16 protein-coding genes, 1 CRISPR repeat array and 1 other annotated feature (1 of these 18 running past the window's edge) are annotated in these 18,923 nt (G+C 39.5%); of the genes, 11 read left to right on the plus strand and 5 right to left on the minus strand.

Annotation, left to right across the window (positions count from 1 at the left end; genetic code table 11):
• Window positions 1–172: a CRISPR direct-repeat array (repeat unit 29 nt; unit sequence GTTTTATCTGCACTACGTGAGATGTAAAT) (it extends 3,475 nt beyond the left edge of the window).
• A 247-nt stretch (window positions 173–419) separates the two neighbouring features.
• Window positions 420–1,028, plus strand: coding sequence for a hypothetical protein (locus Gferi_RS15650; protein WP_069978094.1), 609 nt, complete (start codon window positions 420–422; stop codon window positions 1,026–1,028).
• A 288-nt stretch (window positions 1,029–1,316) separates the two neighbouring features.
• On the opposite strand, the gene Gferi_RS15655 is transcribed toward Gferi_RS15650, so the two are convergent.
• Window positions 1,317–2,375 carry a 2,3-butanediol dehydrogenase gene (locus Gferi_RS15655; protein WP_069978096.1) on the minus strand — a complete coding sequence of 353 codons (1,059 nt, stop codon included), beginning with the start codon at window positions 2,373–2,375 and terminating at the stop codon, window positions 1,317–1,319.
• A gap of 738 nt (window positions 2,376–3,113) precedes the next feature.
• Here Gferi_RS15655 and Gferi_RS15660 point away from each other — a divergent pair.
• From Gferi_RS15660 to Gferi_RS15690, 7 genes are all read left to right on the plus strand, one after another.
• Entirely contained in the window at window positions 3,114–3,722 is a 609-nt protein-coding gene (locus Gferi_RS15660) for a hypothetical protein (protein ID WP_069978098.1), read from the plus strand.
• Between the two features lie 194 nt (window positions 3,723–3,916).
• Window positions 3,917–5,794 carry an HD domain-containing phosphohydrolase gene (locus tag Gferi_RS15665; protein WP_069978100.1) on the plus strand — a complete coding sequence of 626 codons (1,878 nt, stop codon included), beginning with the start codon at window positions 3,917–3,919 and terminating at the stop codon, window positions 5,792–5,794.
• 193 nt (window positions 5,795–5,987) lie between these two features.
• Window positions 5,988–6,407, plus strand: coding sequence for an Hsp20/alpha crystallin family protein (locus Gferi_RS15670; protein ID WP_069978102.1), 420 nt, complete (start codon window positions 5,988–5,990; stop codon window positions 6,405–6,407).
• 209 nt (window positions 6,408–6,616) lie between these two features.
• A complete protein-coding gene (locus Gferi_RS15675) occupies window positions 6,617–7,651 on the plus strand; it encodes an HD-GYP domain-containing protein (RefSeq protein ID WP_069978104.1) in 1,035 nt (344 codons plus the stop codon).
• 75 nt (window positions 7,652–7,726) lie between these two features.
• On the plus strand, window positions 7,727–8,791 hold the full coding sequence (locus tag Gferi_RS15680; protein ID WP_069978106.1) for a DmpA family aminopeptidase: 1,065 nt from the start codon (window positions 7,727–7,729) through the stop codon (window positions 8,789–8,791).
• A 141-nt stretch (window positions 8,792–8,932) separates the two neighbouring features.
• Window positions 8,933–10,180: a GNAT family N-acetyltransferase gene (locus tag Gferi_RS15685; RefSeq protein ID WP_069978109.1), complete on the plus strand. Its 1,248-nt coding sequence runs from the start codon at window positions 8,933–8,935 to the stop codon at window positions 10,178–10,180.
• A gap of 189 nt (window positions 10,181–10,369) precedes the next feature.
• Window positions 10,370–11,125 (plus strand): NYN domain-containing protein, encoded by a 756-nt coding sequence (locus Gferi_RS15690; RefSeq protein ID WP_069978111.1) that lies wholly within the window; start codon window positions 10,370–10,372, stop codon window positions 11,123–11,125.
• A gap of 51 nt (window positions 11,126–11,176) precedes the next feature.
• Here Gferi_RS15690 and Gferi_RS15695 read toward each other — a convergent pair whose 3' ends face one another.
• The 3 genes from Gferi_RS15695 to Gferi_RS15705 all read right to left on the minus strand — a co-directional run bounded on the left by Gferi_RS15695 (window position 11,177) and on the right by Gferi_RS15705 (window position 14,679).
• Window positions 11,177–12,004 carry a phosphoenolpyruvate hydrolase family protein gene (locus tag Gferi_RS15695; RefSeq protein ID WP_069978113.1) on the minus strand — a complete coding sequence of 276 codons (828 nt, stop codon included), beginning with the start codon at window positions 12,002–12,004 and terminating at the stop codon, window positions 11,177–11,179.
• A 19-nt stretch (window positions 12,005–12,023) separates the two neighbouring features.
• A complete protein-coding gene (locus tag Gferi_RS15700) occupies window positions 12,024–13,235 on the minus strand; it encodes a Tm-1-like ATP-binding domain-containing protein (protein WP_069978115.1) in 1,212 nt (403 codons plus the stop codon).
• Window positions 13,236–13,422: 187 nt separating this feature from the next.
• Window positions 13,423–14,679, minus strand: coding sequence for an MDR family MFS transporter (locus tag Gferi_RS15705; RefSeq protein WP_069978117.1), 1,257 nt, complete (start codon window positions 14,677–14,679; stop codon window positions 13,423–13,425).
• A 213-nt stretch (window positions 14,680–14,892) separates the two neighbouring features.
• On the opposite strand from Gferi_RS15705, the gene Gferi_RS15710 reads away from it, so the two are divergent.
• Both Gferi_RS15710 and Gferi_RS28485 read left to right on the plus strand, forming a co-directional pair.
• Entirely contained in the window at window positions 14,893–16,044 is a 1,152-nt protein-coding gene (locus tag Gferi_RS15710) for a THUMP domain-containing class I SAM-dependent RNA methyltransferase (protein ID WP_069978119.1), read from the plus strand.
• A 22-nt stretch (window positions 16,045–16,066) separates the two neighbouring features.
• On the plus strand, window positions 16,067–16,264 hold the full coding sequence (locus Gferi_RS28485; RefSeq protein WP_069978121.1) for an FmdB family zinc ribbon protein: 198 nt from the start codon (window positions 16,067–16,069) through the stop codon (window positions 16,262–16,264).
• A 117-nt stretch (window positions 16,265–16,381) separates the two neighbouring features.
• On the opposite strand, the gene Gferi_RS15720 is transcribed toward Gferi_RS28485, so the two are convergent.
• Complete coding sequence (locus Gferi_RS15720) at window positions 16,382–16,648, minus strand: hypothetical protein (protein WP_069978124.1); 267 nt, start codon at window positions 16,646–16,648, stop codon at window positions 16,382–16,384.
• Window positions 16,649–16,987: 339 nt separating this feature from the next.
• Window positions 16,988–17,215, plus strand: a binding site (T-box leader).
• Between the two features lie 61 nt (window positions 17,216–17,276).
• On the opposite strand from Gferi_RS15720, the gene ilvB reads away from it, so the two are divergent.
• A complete protein-coding gene (ilvB, locus tag Gferi_RS15725) occupies window positions 17,277–18,911 on the plus strand; it encodes a biosynthetic-type acetolactate synthase large subunit (protein ID WP_069978125.1) in 1,635 nt (544 codons plus the stop codon).
• The last annotated feature ends 12 nt before the right edge of the window (window positions 18,912–18,923 follow it).

An 18,923-nucleotide genomic window follows, 5' to 3' on the forward strand; every position in this document is an offset into this window, starting at 1 on the left:
AGTACCCCTCCAGGTTTTATCTGCACTACGTGAGATGTAAATCATAAAAAACCTTTATTCTGTCATCCACTTCTTTTTGTTTTATCTGCACTACGTGAGATGTAAATATATTGTACCTCTACAAAAAGTGTTATCCTGAAAATGTTTTATCTGCACTACGTGAGATGTAAAGTTAAGGGCCCGAATAACAATGAAGCCAAGAAAAATATCGTTTTATCTGTATTACGTGAAATAGAAAGGAGGTATCTTAGTGGCGGATCTGTTTGCCTATCTTATCCGGCTAAAAAGGCAGATTCAGGTTGTATAGATGGATATATATAAAATTACAAATAAAGCCAGATTATGTGTTCCAAAATTTGCAGAAATATAAAACAATATAATATAATCTAAATAGGGATTATATTAAGGGGGCATAGAAAGTGAACCAAAATTTTTTTGACATGGAAGTACAGGGGCTTCTTGAACAACTAGACGAGACAGACAAAAAACCGATGGAAATGTATATGCGAATGATCGGAAATCCGAATAAGGTCAAAGAATTTTGCCAAATCTTCTTTCGAAGTGTAGAAGAAAATGGATCAGCGTTTACGATCTGTATGAAAATTATTGAAAAGACCAGAAGAAAAGAATTTTTCCCAGTATTGATGGAGGCTGTTCAAAAGGCAGTTAATCCGATTCAAGTACAGTCAATCTTTAAGTCATGCAACGCCTTACCCGACGATATGGCAATTGTAAAGAGTTTTATGAAACCGTTTGTAGAGGCTATGCAAAACAATATGGATACAGAAGTATGTTATCATGGGGTATGTTTAATGTATCGTATTGTAAGTAAATTTCCAGAGATAGAGGAAGATTTAAAAAGCCTGCAGATTTATGTAAATCATGAAAGAATTCAAAATATCTCAAGAAGGTTCGATATTTTGGACAAATGGCAAACTGCAAATCATAGGGGCAAAAACACCCCGGGTTATTTTATGAACGAAAATGATTTTTTAGAATTTGCATTAAAGTTTATTAGAATAAAGTAGATGAAAAATAGAGAACAATGGAATCCAATAGAATCGGAACCATTGTTTTTTATTGAAAAAACATGTGACGATGGAGTTAGTGGGAGGAAGTGCCGGTTTGCAGGATAAAGCGGGATAGCTGTATTCCTAAATAAAAAAACATTAAAAGTGATACCTAATTGAATAATCCAGGAGCTATTTAAAAATATAGAACTTTTATTATCGAGACTTTATTCTTTGCAGTCCTTTATTATTATCCTTTATCAAAGATTTCTGTATATAATAACCTGTTGCCGTTAATTATCGATACTACCATGGTGTAACAATAATTTTAATATTTTCTTCCTTTCGGTTAACTAATTCATCAAATCCCTTTTCTATTAAATCATCAATTCTAATTTTTCCTGTAATCAAAGGCTCAACATTGATACGTCCATCATTGATTAAATCAATGGCTATAGCGAAATCCCCTGCATAAGCTAGAGAACCGATAATATGCTTATCTTTAAAAACAACATTATTGAAATTTAGACTTGTTTCTTTTTCATAAACCCCTACTATTACAATCTTTCCACCGGCCCTTGCTATTTCTACAGCTATAGGGGTTACTTTATGACTGCCGATGCATTCAAAGACAACGTCTGCTCCTACACCCTTCGTGACTTCCTTAATCTTTTCCTTAATGTCCATTTTGGTCGGATCAAAAACTTCAGTAGCTCCCAACTGCTTTGCAAAATCTTTTCTTGCTTTTGCTACCTCAACAACATATATTTTACTGACACCAGCTGCACGAACTGCTTGAAGGGTTGCTAATCCGATGGTACCTGCACCAAAGATTACTACACTTTCTCCCAGGGCAATTGGTGCCTGTCGTACAGCATGAACACCTACCGCAAGGGGTTCAAGCAAAGCAGCTGTCTCGTAGGACATATTGTCTGGTATCTTATAAAGGGTGTATTCTGGAACTACAACATATTCTGCAAAGGCCCCATTTGTCATTAATCCCGTGAAGGCTAGCTGATCACATACATTGTACTTCCCGATTTTACAGGCATAGCACTTATGACAAACTTGACAAGCATCAGGAGCAACTCGATCTCCTACTTTAAAGTTTGTAACACCTGGACCTATCTCTACGATTTCTCCAGAAAATTCGTGACCAAGAATAACAGGGGCTACATCACCTGTTAAAGGATGGGGCTCTGTCGTTGGGATAAAAATAGGCCCCACTAAGTATTCGTGTAAGTCAGAACCACAGATGCCACACCAGTGAACTTTAATCTTAACCTTTCCTTCTCCTGGCGCTGATGGCTCAGGAACATCCATAATTCTAACATCTTTTTTTCCATACCATACTGCTGCCTTCATAAAAATCCTCCCTTTAAATGATTTGTTATTTTTTACCCTCCAATTTATATAGGTTTTCTTATAGTGATAGCAAAATCGTTGAATTTTCATCCCTTCTTCTTAGGTTGAAAAGTAAAGTTTTTTGGTATTTATTATATTTTGATTTGTATGTCGCAATTAATATGCCAAATCTTAAATATTGTTCTTAAATTTATACACAATTGCTATTTTTAACAGAAGCTACAGGAAAATTTTATGCAATTAAGATTGAGTTGCTTTTACAAATAATCATTATCTTTGTACGTTTGTTCGTTATTCTAACAGAAAGTCTTGTGGATTGTCGATAAACAGCCCTTTAAAGGAAATTGTCCTGTCTTCTAACATAGATAGATATCAGGACACCTTTATAAAATTTCCTTCTAACATAGATTTCTTTATACTATTCCGTCATAACAAGCAGTATCTTCTTCATGAATATAGCAGTAATAATCTTTATGAGATGGTTTTAGGAAAACTTCCTATGTTTACTCTACTGGATTCTAACGTAAAACCGGAGCTTTTCATTACACAAAAAAAAGCACCCATGTTGAACCATAACATGGGATGTTTTTTCAAAAGCCATATTAAGCTCTTTCTTAACTGCAATAGGCCATTCTTATAGCTGAATTATGAGTTCTTCAGTTTGCAGAAATATAGAACAATATACTATAATCTAAATAGGGATTAGCATAAAGGGATTATATTAAGGGGGCATAGAAAGTGAACCAAAATTTTTTTGACATGGAAGTACAGGGGCTTCTTGAACAACTAGACGAGACAGACAAAAAACCGATGGAAATGTATATGCGAATGATCGGAAATCCGAATAAGGTCAAAGAATTTTGCCAAATCTTCTTTCGAAGTGTAGAAGAAAATGGGTCACAGTTTACGATCTGCATGAAAACCATCGAAAAGACCAGAAGAAAAGAATTTTTTCCAGTATTGATGGAGGCTGTTCAGGAGGCAGTTAAACCGATTCAAGTACAGTCAATATTTAAGTCATGCAACGCCTTACCCGACGATATGGCAATTGTAAAGAGTTTTATGAAACCGATTGTAGAGGCTATGCAAAACAATATGGATACAGAAGTATTTTATCATGGGGTATGTTTAATGTATCGTATTGTAAGTAAATTTCCAGAGATAGAGGAAGATTTAAAAAGCATGCAGATTTATGTAAGCCATGAAGAAATTCAAAATATCTCAAGAAAGTTCGATATTCTGGACAAATGGGAAACTGCAAATCATAGGGGCAAAAACAAACCGGGGTACTTTATGAACGAAAATGATTTTTTAGAATTTGCACTAAAGTTTATCAAAATAAGATAGATAAAAAACAGGAGATATCACCATTGATCTCCTGTTTTTTTATTAAGAATCATATACAGGCTTTAAATTTTAATGCACTGGGTTTTCTTAGTAAATCTGGGTAATTATTATTCAAAGAAAATTATAGTTCCTTAAAAACAATAACATCTCTGTGCAAAAGGCCTAAATTTCAATACCTGTGGGAGGGAAATCAAATGACAGCACAATTGAAAAGTCATAGCCAAGATACATACAGGGCACTGATAGAAAATATGTTGGATGGCTTTGCCTATCATAAAATTGTATTTGATGATGAGGGGAAACCGATTGATTATATATTTCTTGACGTAAATGATGCATTCGAACAGTTAACCGGATTGAAGAAAGAGGAAATATTGGGAAAACGGATGACCTCAGTTTTTGAAAATAATTTAGAGGAAGATTCTGATTGGATTGATTTATACGGACAAGTGGCAATAACAGGTGAGAGCATTCGATTTGAAAAATATTTTCATCCGTTGAAGCGATGGTATTCTGTTTCCGCCTACAGCAATGAAACAGGCTACTTCAGTACAATTTTCCATGATATCACAAACAATAAGGAAAATGAGGAAAAATTAAGCCGGGAACGGGATGTAATCACAAAATTAATGGAAACAAGTCCTGCAGGAATCACTGTTGTCGATCGAAAGGGACAGATTATATTCGCAAACGCAAGAGCAGAGAAGATATTTGGCTTAACACGAAGTGAAATCACAACGAGAAAATATAATGAAGCAAAATGGAGAAATATGGACATTAATGGGAGGCCTCTAGCTGATGAAGAATTAATTTTTAGAAAAGTATTAGAAACCGGAGAGGCTATAGATGATTATCATCAAATGATCGAACGGCCAGATGGTACAAGGGTATTTCTTTCGATTAATGGGGCACCGCTTTTGAATGAAGAAGGAATCATTAGCGGTATCGTATTTGCCATTAATGATATCACACAAACCATGCAGGCCGAAGAAGAAATACGTTATTTGAGTTTTCATGATAAGCTGACCGGTTTATATAATCGGGCATATTTTGAAGAGGAATTGGCCAGATTGGATACCGGCAGGCAACTGCCGCTGAGTTTGATTTTAGGAGATGCCAATGGGTTAAAACTAGTAAATGATGCTTTTGGACATGAGGCGGGAGACAATCTATTAAAGCGGGTGGCAGAAATATTCAAAGAGGTCTGTAGACAGGAAGATATTATTGCCCGGGTTGGAGGAGATGAATTTGCTGTCATACTGCCAAACGTTGGAACTGATGAATTAGCAGATATCATTGCACGAATGAAGGACCGCTGCAAAGAAGAAACTGCAGATCCAATCAAGGTCAGTATTGCCTTAGGGGCAGCTACAAAAGAATATGAAAGCCAGAATATCCAGGCTTTATTTAAGCTTGCTGAAGACAGAATGTACCAAAATAAGCTTTTTGAAAGCAAAAGTACCAGAAGCTCTATCTTGGCGTCTCTGAAGCAGAGTTTAGAGGAGCGTACCCACGAAACGGAGGAACACGGGCAGCGAATGAAGTTGCTTGCATTGAAGTTGGGGCGAACAATTGGGTTAAACGAAAATCAATTATACAAACTTGATCTACTTGCACAGCTTCATGATATAGGGAAGATTGCTATTCCTGACTATATTCTTGAAAAAAATAACGAGCTAACAGAAGATGAATGGAAGATTATGAGGACCCATAGTGAAATTGGTTATCGTATAGCAGGTGCATCTCAAGAATTAACGGTCATTGCAGATTCTATTTTATACCATCATGAGCATTGGGACGGCAGCGGATATCCCCAGGGCATTCAGGGAGAAGAAATTCCGCTTTTGGCAAGAATTATTGCAGTGATTGATGCATATGACTGTATGACCCATGACCGTCCCTTTGCCAGAGCTAAGTCAAAAGGGGAGGCACTGGTTGAACTAAGAAGCTGTGCAGGAAAACACTTTGATCCCAATATTGTAGAAGCATTTATTCAGATGCTGGCCCATAAAAAGCAATCAAATGCACAGCGAGAAGTGGCTGTGTCTGTAGAAAGTGAACAAAAAATATAAATAAAAAAATTAAAAGTGATTCCCAATGAAAAATAAAGGAATATGATAAAAACAGAAGGAAGAGAAAGCCAAACGGAATAAATAGCTATCGAAAAAAGTAAACAGAGAATAATTAGGCATAAACCGTTTTGACTTTCTTTGACCTTTATTTTATATTTATAGTAGATATAAATATTTAATGGAGGTGTTCAATATGTTTGGTGGATTAGTACCTTTCAGCAAAAGAACCGGAGAAATGGAGAATATCTTCGAAAGGATGTTTCAGGAGGACTTTGGACTTCCGGCAATTTCAACAGGAATGCGAGTAGATATTAAAGAAGACGAAAAAGGCTATGTTTTAGAAGCAGAGATTCCAGGTGTAGATAAGGAACAGATTCATATCGACTATAGAAATGACTATTTAATCATTTCTGTTGAGAATAAAGTGGAAGTAAATGAAGAAAGAGAAAATTATATTTGGAGAGAAAGAAAGATGGCTAAGACCAGTAGATCTTTCTATGTAGAAAACATTCACAGTGAAGCGATCGAGGCCAGATATGAAAATGGAATCCTCAAGATTTTGCTTCCGAAGGATGAGCATAAAAAAACAAGCAAAAAGATTGAAATTCAGTAAAACTCCGGTGATAACACCGGAGTTTTTTTAGTATTCCCATAATTATTAAAACTTTGAAAAGAAAACGATGTCTTGTTTACAACTACAAAGAAGATTTGTTAAGATGATAGAAGAAATATGACGAAATAAGAGGAAAACAAGTTTAAAAAGTCGAATAACAAACTGTATGTAGTATTCTATAATATAGACGGGGAGCTGAGAAAAATAGCATGGTACGTTCACTGGAAGAGATGGAACTATATACAAAGAAAATCGAAGTGAATAAATTGACACCGGGAGATATTTTGGCTTATGATCTATATCTTGATCATGGGGCAATGATTATACCGGCCGGAACGAAGCTCACCGTGAATCACATTGTCAGGTTAAAAAATATGGAGGAGAAAATTGTATCGATTGATTTAACAAAAGTATACATAAAATCTATTCAAGACAGTAAAGTATTAATGAAAAAAGCTATGGACGGCAAACCCATTACTAAAAAAGAAGTTGTTAAAATGCTGCAGCCGCTCCTCAAGGAAACAAGGCGGGAAAAAAATATTGTAAGACTGCTGCTCCAGCTTCAATCTCAAGATGATTATACATTTCAGCATACAGTGAATATCGGCATCGTTGCCGGTGTGATTGCCAAGTGGATGGGATATACGGATGAAGAAGAATTGTCAAAAATTACTATTGCAGGCACATTGCATGACATTGGAAAAAGCAAGATACCTATGCAAATCTTAAAGAAACCGGGACCATTAACCCCAGTAGAATTTGAAGTCATAAAAAAACACCCAAGACTGGGCTATGATATTCTTAATAAGATGCCCTCCTATGAGGACGAGATTAAACTAGCAGTTCGGCAGCATCATGAGCGAGAAGACGGAAGAGGGTACCCTCAGGGACTCGTGGGAGACGATATTCATCCCTATGCAAAAATTATTGCCGTTGCAGATGTCTATCACGCCATGACTTCCAAACGGGTTTATCGCGGTAGAATCAGTCCTTTTCTGGTGCTGGATCATTTACATAGTAATATGGATCGATTGGACACAGAGATTATCCTTGTTTTTGTTAAAAATATGTTGAATTGTTTGATCGGCAGTAAAGTAGGTTTAAGTGATGGTAGAAAAGGACATGTAACCTTTGTTGATCCAAAGGCCATAGGCTATCCAGTGATACGGCTGGAAGGAAGCCATAAGATCATTGATCTATATGAGCAGAAGGATTTAACTGTAGAAGAAATATTGATAGAATAAGCAAAGATCAAGAATTTTTTCTTGATTTTTTCATTATGTAAAAAAATTATTACTTTACCGGGGGAGGCGAAGAAAATGAAGAAACAAAAAAGAATACGGGACTATGGGATCTGCATCGGAAGTATGCCTACAGGGAAGAAGAATCTTATAACAGATGTAGCTGGAGTAAAAGTAGGACACACTACAATTAGCAAAGGAGATATAAAGACCGGTGTAACAGCAGTACTGCCGCATGATGGAAACCTATTTCAGGAAAAAGTTTTGTCAGCAATTCATGTTGCCAATGGTTTTGGCAAGACCATGGGATCTATCCAGATAGAAGAGTTAGGAAATATTGAAACACCCATTCTTATGACAAATACCCTAAGTATTGGTACAGTTAGCGATGCACTAATTTCCTATATGCTGGAAGGTAACGGCGATATAGGATTAACTACAGGAACCGTCAATCCGGTTGTTTGCGAATGCAATGACGGATATCTGAATGATATTCGCGGGAGACATGTAACTGAAACAGATGTGTGGCATGCGATTCGGAATGCAAGTGAAGATTTTGAAGAGGGCGGGGTAGGTGCAGGCACCGGGATGTCTTGTTATGGATTAAAAGGAGGGATCGGGTCAGCCTCCAGAATTGTGAACCTTTCCAATGAGGACTATACGGTAGGTGCCCTTGTATTAACAAATATGGGAAGAACAGAAGATTTTCTGCTTAGTGGAGAACCCTTAGGGAGATGGATAAAAGAGAGAGATAAAGAGATCGTACAAGAAGAGGATAGAGGTTCGATCATTATGCTGTTGGCTACGGATATTCCGTTGACAGAACGGCAGCTAAAGCGGGTTGCAAAGCGTGCTGTGGTAGGACTTGCCAGAACGGGATCTTATATAGGCCACGGCAGCGGAGATATCGTGATTACTTTTACAACGGCCAATAAGGTACCCCATGAACGTCATGAGGGAACCTATGCAATCCGAATGATCCATGAAGATATCATTGATGAAGTGTTTCAAGCTTCTGCTGAAGCTGTGGAAGAAGCGATACTAAATTCCATGATCGCAGCTGAGACTGCCGTCGGAAGAAACGGACATATAAGAAAGAGTTTAAAACTGTATCAAGATTTGTTTGAAAGAAAAAAACGATAGGTCAACAGATCCCGTTATGGCGTATTCAAAATAGTTATCAAGAGACCATTATCATTTTATGATATAATATGGATAATGAAAATTCCGAAAATCAATCGGGGGATGAGTATTTCGGAATTTTTACCAAAAGGGGGCAGGGGTATGAATTCTATTCGAAAGCTAACAAAACAAGATAGCGAAACGTTTTCCAGATTGATTGTGAATGCTTATCCTGGGTTTGGGCATACACAAACGGATAGGGAAAACTTTCAATCGAGAATGGATAGCATTGTAGACACTGATGATGGAGGTGGCTTTTACGGATTTTTCTTAGATGAAACCATTGTAGGTGGAATGCGATTGTTTGATTTTCAGATGAACTTGTTTTCACAGAAAATTAATGTGGGAGGAATTGGTGCAGTTTGTGTAGATTTGCTTCACAAAAAGGAAAGAATTGCAAAAGAGTTATTGACCTATTTTTTGGAGCACTACAGAGATGCGGGGAGCAGTATGGTTATGCTCTACCCTTTTAATGCAAATTTCTACAGAAGAATGGGTTTTGGATATGGGACAAAGATGAACCAATATCGGGTAAAACCGGAGAGCTTTCCCAAGGGAACTTCTAAAGAACATATTGTATATTTAAATGAAAAGGATCAGCAGGCATATATAGAGTGTTATCAACGGTACATGAATAAAACAAACGGCCTTTTGGCAAAGAAATCCTTTGAGATTAGAAATACCTTTGATGGAGATTACAGGATTGTGGGATATAAGGAAGACGGGAAGCTGTTAGGATATGTTGTCTTTACCTTTGAAAAGGAGAAGGAGTCTTACCGCTTTATATACAATATGATTGTTAAGGAATTTATATATGAAACAAAGGAAGCACTTGCAGAATTGTGCACCTTTCTTCATACCCAGGCAGATCAGGTCCATCGGATTCACATAAATCTGCAGGAAGAAAGCTTTCATTATCTGCTTTCAGATCCTACAAATGGATTAAATGACACATTCCAAACATTTTTTTTGGAAACCGATGCTTCGGGGATTGGTGTAATGTATCGTGTTATTAACGTTGAGGGAATTTTTAAGGAACTGCATGCCCATAATTTTAACGACGAAACCTGCCGTTTGAAATTATGGATCGAAGATGACTTTTTTCCGAAAAACAATGGCAGTTGGATTATACATTTTATAAATGGAAAAGCAGTGCGTGTGTCTGAGGAAGATTATGAAGCTGAAGTATCGATGAAAATCTGTGATTTTTCTTCTATGCTGATGGGTGCTGTGAACTTTAGAACACTTTATCACTTCGGTTTAGCTGAGATTTCTGATGAAAAATATGTCGGTCAAGTCAACAGAATTTTTATGACAGATCATAAACCCGTTTGTATGACCATGTTTTAATAAAAAGAACTGTATTGCTGATATAAAGTTTGCGAGTAAAGCAGGAAAATAAAGAAGAAGGAAGAATGATGTATAAGGAGAATGGAAGGAACAGGAAGAAAAGTTGCTTGCTGGAATAGATGATCTACCAAAAGAGCAGAACGATGAATACCCATATAAAGAGAAACGGACAGAGAAGGGAGTAATAAAATGATCGAAAACTACAACGACTCAAAGGAAAATCGGATGGCAGTACTCATCGATGGGGAAAATGCGCAGCCGTCTCTTTTGGGAAAAATGCTGGCGGAGACAGGAAAGCATGGTTCCGTGACAGTACGACGAATTTATGGGGATTGGACCACTTCTAATATGAACGGATGGAAAGATGCTTTACATAACTACGCAATACAGCCGATACAACAATTTCGATATACTGTGGGGAAGAATGCCACCGACAGCGCGTTGATCATTGATGCTATGGATATTCTGCATGGTAAACTGGTAGATGGGTTTTGCATCGTTTCCAGTGATAGCGACTATACAAGATTGGCAACAAGAATTCGGGAGGAAGGAATTTTTGTTATGGGCATCGGAGAGAAGAAAACACCGAAGGCTTTTGTAAATGCTTGTGACGTATTTATTTATACAGAGAACATATCACCGAGGGAAATTAAGCCGATCCTGAAAGAAGATAATCAAAAGAAGAAGGAAAACGGAAAGGCATTGGCATTGGTCCAAATGCTGCGGGAGGCTTTTGAAATGGTAGTCCAGGAAGATGGATGGGCCCATCTCGGGTCTATGGGAAAAGCATTGCTGCAGTTAGATCCTGGATTTGATCCTCGTACTTACGGACACAAACAGCTGTCTCAACTGATTCGGGCTTATTCAAAGCATTTTGTACTGAAACGGATTGATGAATCGGGTCCCAGCGCAGTATATGTTCAATCCAAAGAGCAGGGCGCATAAAATTTAGAGAATAATGATGAAAAAACCCTCAATTTGAGGGTTTTTATTCGATTACAGCAAAATATTTTTAAAATCCATTACCTGATGTTTAATACCCACTTCCGTCGGCAGCCTTTCAATGCTGGAAGCACCGAAGAAACCTACTACCCCTGCTGTTTTAGATAATATATATCTTGCATCTTCCGGTTCTGCGATGGGACCGCCATGACAAATGACCATGATATCCGGATTAATGGCTTTACCTACGTCATGAATGGCCTGAATGCGCTCTACGCAGCCATCTAAGGTTAAGGCTGTCTTAGCACCAATGGTTCCCTTCGTAGTGAGGCCCATATGGGCTACTAAGACATCTGCTCCTGCTTTAGCCATTTTTTCTGCTTCTTCTTCATTAAAAACATAAGGCGTGGTTAGCAGATCCAGTTCGTGGGCTTTGCGGATCATTTCCACCTCTAAATCATAACCCATGCCGGTCTCTTCCAGATTGGCGCGGAATACACCGTCTATCAGTCCTACTGTAGGAAAGTTCTGTACGCCTGAGAAACCGATGTCCTTTAACTGCCGTAAGAATACATTCATTAGACGGAAAGGATCTGTACCGCAAACCCCAGCCAATACAGGAGTATGCTTCACTACAGGCAATACTTCGCTGGCCATTTCTACTACGATGGCATTGGCGTCGCCATAGGGGAGAAGACCGGCTAAAGAACCTCTTCCTGCCATACGGTAACGTCCTGAGTTGTATATAATGATTAAGTCAACACCACCGGCTTCTGCACTTTTAGCAGAGATACCTGTACCGGCGCCAGCGCCTAGCAGTGCTTTCCCTTGTGCAATCTGACCTTTTAAATTTTGCAGAATTTGTTCTCTTTTTATAGGCATTTTTATTTCCTCCTCTATATTATTGATTCATCATTTCTACCAATTTCTTTGCTGCTGCCAAAGCAAAGGCTTCATCATTGATATCTGTATCCATCTCAATTAACTCAACCCTGCTCCTGTCAATGTTTGCACGCAGTGTGTCGAAAAGGGCCGCATTTTCTTCCGGTCCATAAAAAGGCTTTCCCTCCATATCGATCAAGGAGACGCCTTTCAGCGGAAGAAAGAGAGCTGTAGGACCGTTTGTCCTGTTCAGCTTACTGGAGATGATTCTACCGAGCTCAATATTCTCTTCTTTAGTAGTACGCATAAGGGTAATGGTAGGATTATGCTTATAGAGATTTCTAGTTTTGAATTGGGCGGGAACGCTTTCATAAGGACCAAAGTTTACCATATCTAAAGCTCCTGTGGAGACGACCTGTGGAATACCCATCTTCGCGGCAGCTTCTAAGCGAGCGGGCCCTGCGGCTAAAATACCCCCAACCAGTTCATCACACCATTCTGTAGTAGTGATATCCAGGACTCCCTTAATAAAGCCAGACGCAATGAGGCTCTCCATGGCCATTCCACCGGTTCCTGTAGCATGGAACACCAATACTTCATAGCCTTGTTCTTCCAAATACTCCCTTGCCTTTGTAACGCAAGGAGTCGTAACACCGAACATGGTAGCCCCAATCAGTGGTTTTTCCTGTTTTGCTGCGGGTATTTCCCCTTTAGCCATACCTACTGCCGCATAGGCTGCATTTGATAATATACGGCGTGATAAGCTGTTGATTCCCGAAATATCTACTACAGAGTACATCATTGTAATGTCCTTTACACCTACATAGGGACGTGTATCCCCCGATGCAACAGTGGATACCATTACTTTCGGGACACCTATGGGAAGGGCTTGCATGGCACAGCAGCCAATCGTAGTTCCTGCGGAGCCGCCAAGACTAATGATGCCGGCAACTTGCCCCTTTTCATATAGATCGAGAACAACTTTGGCAGCACCTTGGGTCATGACTGCCATTGCTTCACCTCTGTCGTCCTTAGCGATCAAGGCTTCAATGCTAGAACCCCCGGCTAAAGCAACCTGACTGTTTGAAATGTCCGGCTGGAAAGCAGCAGCACCCTTTACCCCTGTGTTGATGACAATGGTTTCCATACCCGTGCTTTCTACCACGTCTTTGATAAACTTAAACTCCATCCCTTTGGTATCGAGCGTTCCGACGATTAGAATTTTTTTCATGTGAATCCCCTCCCTTTTGTATTCTTTGTTCATAATCTATGTCCGGTTGGACTGGCTTATGAGTAAAATAGCTTCTATCATGGCAGAGATCTTTTTAGATATAATTTTCCATAAAATTCTGGAAAATCCTCCTTGGTTTTCAAAAGAAAAAACACCAAGCGGATAGACTTGATGTTTCAGGGTAGCGTCATATTTGCTCTTGCTCTCGGTTTATTTCAGGACTGCGCATACTTTCCATCATCTGCAGGAGGAACAAAAGGCAGGCAACACTAAGGGAACCAAAGAAGGCAAGGCGCCATACGGACCGCAAACTATGGCTCAAAAGATATTTTCCGGTTAGATAGGGTCCTACTGCATGACCCGCCTCTGCAATAATAGGAAAGATGGCGTTGAATCTGCCTCGGTGGGATATCGGTGTATTGTTGGCTACAAAGGCCATTCCATTTGTGCTTACTAATATTTCACCCAATGTCCAGATAAATGTAGACAATATGTAAAGATAGAAGTGGTTAATCCCAAAAAGCATACCAAAACCGATTCCATAAAAGAGTCCTCCCAGTCCCACGCAGAAAATAGGTTTTAACTTTAACGTTAAATGGGTAACGAGGGTTGTACAAAAAACTACAGTTAGGGCGTTGGTTGTCATAATCATGCCGTAATAAGACGCATCTTTTTCACCAAAAACTTCTTCCAGCTGCAGCGGCAGGGTAAAATGATGCTGTACATAGATAAACGAGTAAAGCGCAATCATCAGCATAAAGATACATAAAACCGGTCTTTTGAGTAAAGCGGCTATGAAGCTGCCGGTTTCTGCATGCTCATTATGGGATAGTTCCTCATGAATTTCCTTTTTTTCTAAATCAGGTTTTGTCTCAGGAATAAACTTTGCTACAAGAAAAATTGAAACAAAGCTGGTAAAGGCGTCACCGATAAAAATCCAAGGCAAATAGTTACGGTATAAAAATCCGGCTGCCAGGGGGCCTATAGCAAAGCCTAGGTTATGACCCATATATAATAAAGAATATGCTTCCTTACGATTGGTACTCTTCGTTAAATCGGCGACCATAGCACTGTTGGCAGGGCCTGCTGCACCACTAAAGAAGCTTGATAAAATTAGAAGCCAGGGGATCAGCATTGAACTTTCCAGAAAAGCACAGGGGATAAAACTGCAAGCTGCCAAGCTCTGAAAAAGAATAAATATTCTCTTTCTACCAAGAATATCGGCCAGCTTGCCTCCTGCTATAGACCCGGGCACATAGGCAAAGGCTGCCAGCATCATATAATAACCGGTTTGTTCTGGGTTTAATCCGATTTTGTCACGCAGGAACATAACCATAAAAGGCATAACAAAATGACCGGCACTGTTGACCATGCGTGCGAAAAAAATGATGAAGATACTGTTGGACAAATGCTGATAGGGGCCAAGAAAGCGACGTATTGACAAGCAAATTCCTCCTTTTTTTATAAAATTATCCAAATTATACCATGTATTTTATTATATCATTTTCAGAATTCACTGTATATAATTTTTTTTATATGGATAAGATGTCGAAAAACAGCAAGGAAGTTTAATTTGAGTGGAAATGTATTCAAAGGCTGAGTTTATGCTATAATACCAATAAAGTGGAAAAATAAAGCTTATTTTAGGAGAGATCATATGGAGAAGATTCAGCTAATTGCTACGGCTACTTTTGGCTTAGAAGAGATGGTTAAGCTTGAGGTGAAAAAGCTTGGATATGAAGAAATTACTGTAGAAAATGGACGGGTGACTTTTAATGCAGATGAAGGCGCGATCCCAAAAGCAAATTTATGGCTGCGGACTGCCGATAGAGTTTTAGTAAAAATGGGAGAATTTGAAGCCAGAACCTTTGATGAACTATTTGAGAAAACAAAGGCGCTGCCATGGGAGCAGTGGATTCCCGAAAATGGAAAGTTTCCTGTTACGGGAAAATCAGTGAAATCTACTCTTTTCAGTGTGTCTGATTGTCAGGCAATTGTAAAAAAAGCCATTGTAGAGCGGCTAAAGCAAAACTATGAGGTAGAGTGGTTTTCTGAGGAAGGGCCGGAGTTTCCTATAGAGGTAGCATTATTAAAAGACGTGGTTACCCTGACGATTGATACCAGTGGCGTAGGACTGCATAAAAGGGGTTATCGGGAAAAGGCCAACGAAGCACCGCTAAAGGAAACCCTGGCAGCAGCTATGGTGCTGATTAGCCGTTGGAGAGAGGACCGGGTATTGATTGATCCATTCTGTGGATCTGGTACCATTGCGATCGAAGCTGCAATGATCGGTAAAAATATTGCACCGGGGTTAGAGCGGAGTTTTGTGTCGGAAGGATGGCCTAGAGTCCCGGAGGCCCTTTGGAAAGAAGCCAGGGTAGAGGCGCTCAAAGCGATTCGGCAGGATACAGATATTCAAATCTATGCTTCAGATGCGGACCCAAAGGCGATAAAGACTGCAGAGGAAAATGCTTATCAAGCCAATGTGGACGACTGTATTACTTTTGCAGTACAAGACATGGCACGGATTCGGTCCGATAAAAAATACGGCTATATTATTTGTAATCCTCCCTATGGAGAAAGATTGGGAGAACAGAAAGAAGTGGAGGATCTTTATAAGCGAATGGGGCAAGTATTTAGCAAATTTGACACATGGTCTGTTTATGTGATTACCTCTCATGAAGAATTTGAAAGGCTATACGGGAAAAAAACCAGTAAAAAACGGAAGCTCTTTAATGGCAGGATTAAAGTGGATTATTATCAGTTCTTTGGCCCAAAGCCGCCAAAGGAGCTGTTTGGAAATCTGTAGTATAAGTGAAAGGGGTGAGGAAATGCCTGTTTATGAGTTTAAATGTGAAGACTGTGGAAAGACTTTCGATTTATTAATGAAAACCGGCGATTATGAGAGAGTTCAGCAGTGTCCTCATTGCGAGGGCTCAAAGGTAAAGAAAATATTCTCCACCTTTGGTGTAGGACAAAAAAGTGAAGGGGGAGGCGGCTGTCACAATCACGATTGCGGAAGAGGATGAGGAATATAAGTACTCTCGTTGGGAGAAAAGGATAAGATAAAAAGGAACGGCTTTGTGTGCTGTTCCTTTTTATCTTATATGAGTGAATGAAAGTAATGGGGTTGCTATGTAGTAAATTTATAGAAAATCATCTAAGAGGGAAATGCGTCCTTCCTTGATCAAGTGATGAAGCACCTTAAAAGGAATATCCAGTTCTCTTCGCAAATCCGTGAGGGTAGCGCCGGGAAACCGAGCAAGATGCTCTTTAACCTGATGGTATGCTTCAGCAATCAACCCCTCACATTTTTTACAGCAGCCATAGGGGGAGGGATCTTGGATGAGACCCTGACAATACTTGCAAGTTTTCGATGAATAATATTCATTTAGCTTGTTATCAATATTCATGGAGGTACCTCCAACGGCAATGGTTAAAAATAATATAATTTTATAATAATATAGATATACGTAGAAAAAAATAGGCTTAAGTACCCTAAATTTGCCATGCATATGAAAAATTTGCATGAAAACAAAAAAGATTTAGGATAGAGAAGTGATTTTTATAGAAAAATGACCGAAAGTTCTGCCAAGGCCGACCTAAAAAAAATTTTTTTCAAAAAATTATAATTATTCAGAAACGAACTGTTGACAATAGAGATATATGCTGATACAATCTTTTGAAAGCTTTCTTTTTACAGGTGAAAGTTTTCAGCGCTGAAATCCTACTGTGTAAAATAATTTTGATAAGATAAAGCAGTGATGGAGAGAAAAAATATCTATCTTTCTTCAGAGAGCTGGCGGATGGTGTGAGTCAGTGAAAGCAGATATAGAATAACTCGCTCCAGAGTGAATGTTTGAAGGATATGGATCTGCGTAGGACATTCCGGTGGTATATGCCATCGTTAACAATGACAAGATTACGGCATGCCGTAAATTAGGGTGGTACCGCGAACAGAACTCCTTTTCGCCCCTAGCTGGGGAAAGAAGGAGTTTTTTTATACCCATTTTACTGTTCTTAAAAGGGAGGTAGAGTTTTATGAAAATAACAGGAGCACAGGCAGTAGTGGAATGTCTAAAAGAAAACAAGGTTGAAGTAGTTTTTGGATATCCGGGAGGTGCCATCCTCCCTGTATATGACAGTCTGATTGCATCGGGAATTCATCATGTGCTGGTAAGAAATGAGCAGGGTGCTGCCCATAATGCCAGTGGATACGCAAGAGTTACAGGCAAAGTAGGGGTTTGTATTGCTACATCAGGTCCAGGTGCTACAAATTTAATTACAGGAATCGCCACGGCCTACATGGACTCAATACCTATTGTAGCCATTACAGGTCAGGTGTCATTACAGATGATTGGAAGAGACGTTTTTCAAGAAGTAGATATCACCGGAGCGATAGAACCCTTCTGCAAGCATAGCTATTTGGTAAAGGATGCGGAAGAAATTCCGCGGATTATGGCAGAGGCTTTTTATATCGCCAGAAGTGGTAGGCCGGGCCCCGTGCTGATTGATATACCAAAAGATGTAGCCCAACAGCAGATGCATTACAAATATCCGTCAAAAGTAGAATTACGGGGCTATAAGCCGACCATTGCCGGTCACCCCCTTCAGATTAAAAAAGTAGTGCAAGCGATTGGGGATTGTACGAAACCGATGATTTGTGTGGGTGGAGGTGTCATCTCTGCAAATGCTTGCGAAGAGGTTTTGACATTGGCAGAGATGATTCAAGCGCCGGTTGTAAATACATTAATGGGGAAGGGTGCCTTTCCGGAGAAGCATTTTTTATATGCAGGTATGGTGGGACAGCATGGCAGTGCTGCAGCTAATAAGGCAGTTAGTCAGTCAGATCTGTTGATTATTCTAGGTGCCCGCTTGGGAGACCGTGCTACAGGAAATGTGGAGCATTTTGCTGCTAGAGCGAAGATTATTCACATTGATGTGGATCCTGCAGAAATTGGAAAGAATGTATCTACCAAAATTCCTATTGTAGGAGACATCAAACATACTTTAGGCCAGTTGATTAAACATCAACCGACACGCATGGAAAATGACTGGGCAAATCAGGTAGCTCAATGGAAGAAAAACTTGGCATACCCCTATACAGAAGAACCTTCTTTAAATCCAAGAGACATTCTCCGCAAACTTTCAGGCATGGTAGATCCACAAAAAACCATATTGGTAACCGATGTAGGGCAGCACCAGATGTGGGCAGGCAGCCACTATCGGGTTGAACGGCCAAGGTCCTTCATTAGTTCCGGCGGACTAGGGACCATGGGATATGGGTTGCCGGCAGCTATTGGGGCTAAGATAGGAGACCGGGAAAAAGAGATCATTCTTCTGACAGGGGATGGAAGCTTCCAGATGAGTGTCCAAGAGTTGGCCGTATTGATGCAAGAGGATATTCCCGTAAAGATCGTGCTGTTTAATAATAACGCCCTTGGCATGGTTCGGGAATTGCAGCAGCATTACTGCGAATCAAGGTATTACCAAGTATATTTAAAGGGTAATCCTGACTTTGGCAAACTAGTGAACGCTTATGGAATTCCTTCCATAAAGGTAGAGCATCCAGAGGGTGTAGCGGATGGGCTGCGCCAGCTGTTGGAGAGTAAAACTTCAATCTTAATAGAACTTGCTATCGATGTCCATGACAATGTAATACCTTGTAGCAAATAGCTGATGAAAGGA

The sequence above is a fragment of the Geosporobacter ferrireducens genome, assembly GCF_001750685.1.
Lineage (GTDB): Bacteria > Bacillota > Clostridia > Peptostreptococcales > Thermotaleaceae > Geosporobacter > Geosporobacter ferrireducens.

What these genes read in the sequence shown, in the direction of transcription:
- Gferi_RS15655 (WP_069978096.1), bottom strand. Translation starts at nt 2,375, where the DNA reads ATGAAGGCAGCAGTATGGTATGGAAAAAAAGATGTTAGAATTATGGAT.
- Gferi_RS15665 (WP_069978100.1), top strand. Translation starts at nt 3,917, where the DNA reads ATGACAGCACAATTGAAAAGTCATAGCCAAGATACATACAGGGCACTG.
- Gferi_RS15670 (WP_069978102.1), top strand. Translation starts at nt 5,988, where the DNA reads ATGTTTGGTGGATTAGTACCTTTCAGCAAAAGAACCGGAGAAATGGAG.
- Gferi_RS15675 (WP_069978104.1), top strand. Translation starts at nt 6,617, where the DNA reads ATGGTACGTTCACTGGAAGAGATGGAACTATATACAAAGAAAATCGAA.
- Gferi_RS15680 (WP_069978106.1), top strand. Translation starts at nt 7,727, where the DNA reads ATGAAGAAACAAAAAAGAATACGGGACTATGGGATCTGCATCGGAAGT.
- Gferi_RS15685 (WP_069978109.1), top strand. Translation starts at nt 8,933, where the DNA reads ATGAATTCTATTCGAAAGCTAACAAAACAAGATAGCGAAACGTTTTCC.
- Gferi_RS15690 (WP_069978111.1), top strand. Translation starts at nt 10,370, where the DNA reads ATGATCGAAAACTACAACGACTCAAAGGAAAATCGGATGGCAGTACTC.
- Gferi_RS15695 (WP_069978113.1), bottom strand. Translation starts at nt 12,004, where the DNA reads ATGCCTATAAAAAGAGAACAAATTCTGCAAAATTTAAAAGGTCAGATT.
- Gferi_RS15700 (WP_069978115.1), bottom strand. Translation starts at nt 13,235, where the DNA reads ATGAAAAAAATTCTAATCGTCGGAACGCTCGATACCAAAGGGATGGAG.
- Gferi_RS15710 (WP_069978119.1), top strand. Translation starts at nt 14,893, where the DNA reads ATGGAGAAGATTCAGCTAATTGCTACGGCTACTTTTGGCTTAGAAGAG.
- Gferi_RS28485 (WP_069978121.1), top strand. Translation starts at nt 16,067, where the DNA reads ATGCCTGTTTATGAGTTTAAATGTGAAGACTGTGGAAAGACTTTCGAT.
- Gferi_RS15720 (WP_069978124.1), bottom strand. Translation starts at nt 16,648, where the DNA reads ATGAATATTGATAACAAGCTAAATGAATATTATTCATCGAAAACTTGC.
- ilvB (WP_069978125.1), top strand. Translation starts at nt 17,277, where the DNA reads ATGAAAATAACAGGAGCACAGGCAGTAGTGGAATGTCTAAAAGAAAAC.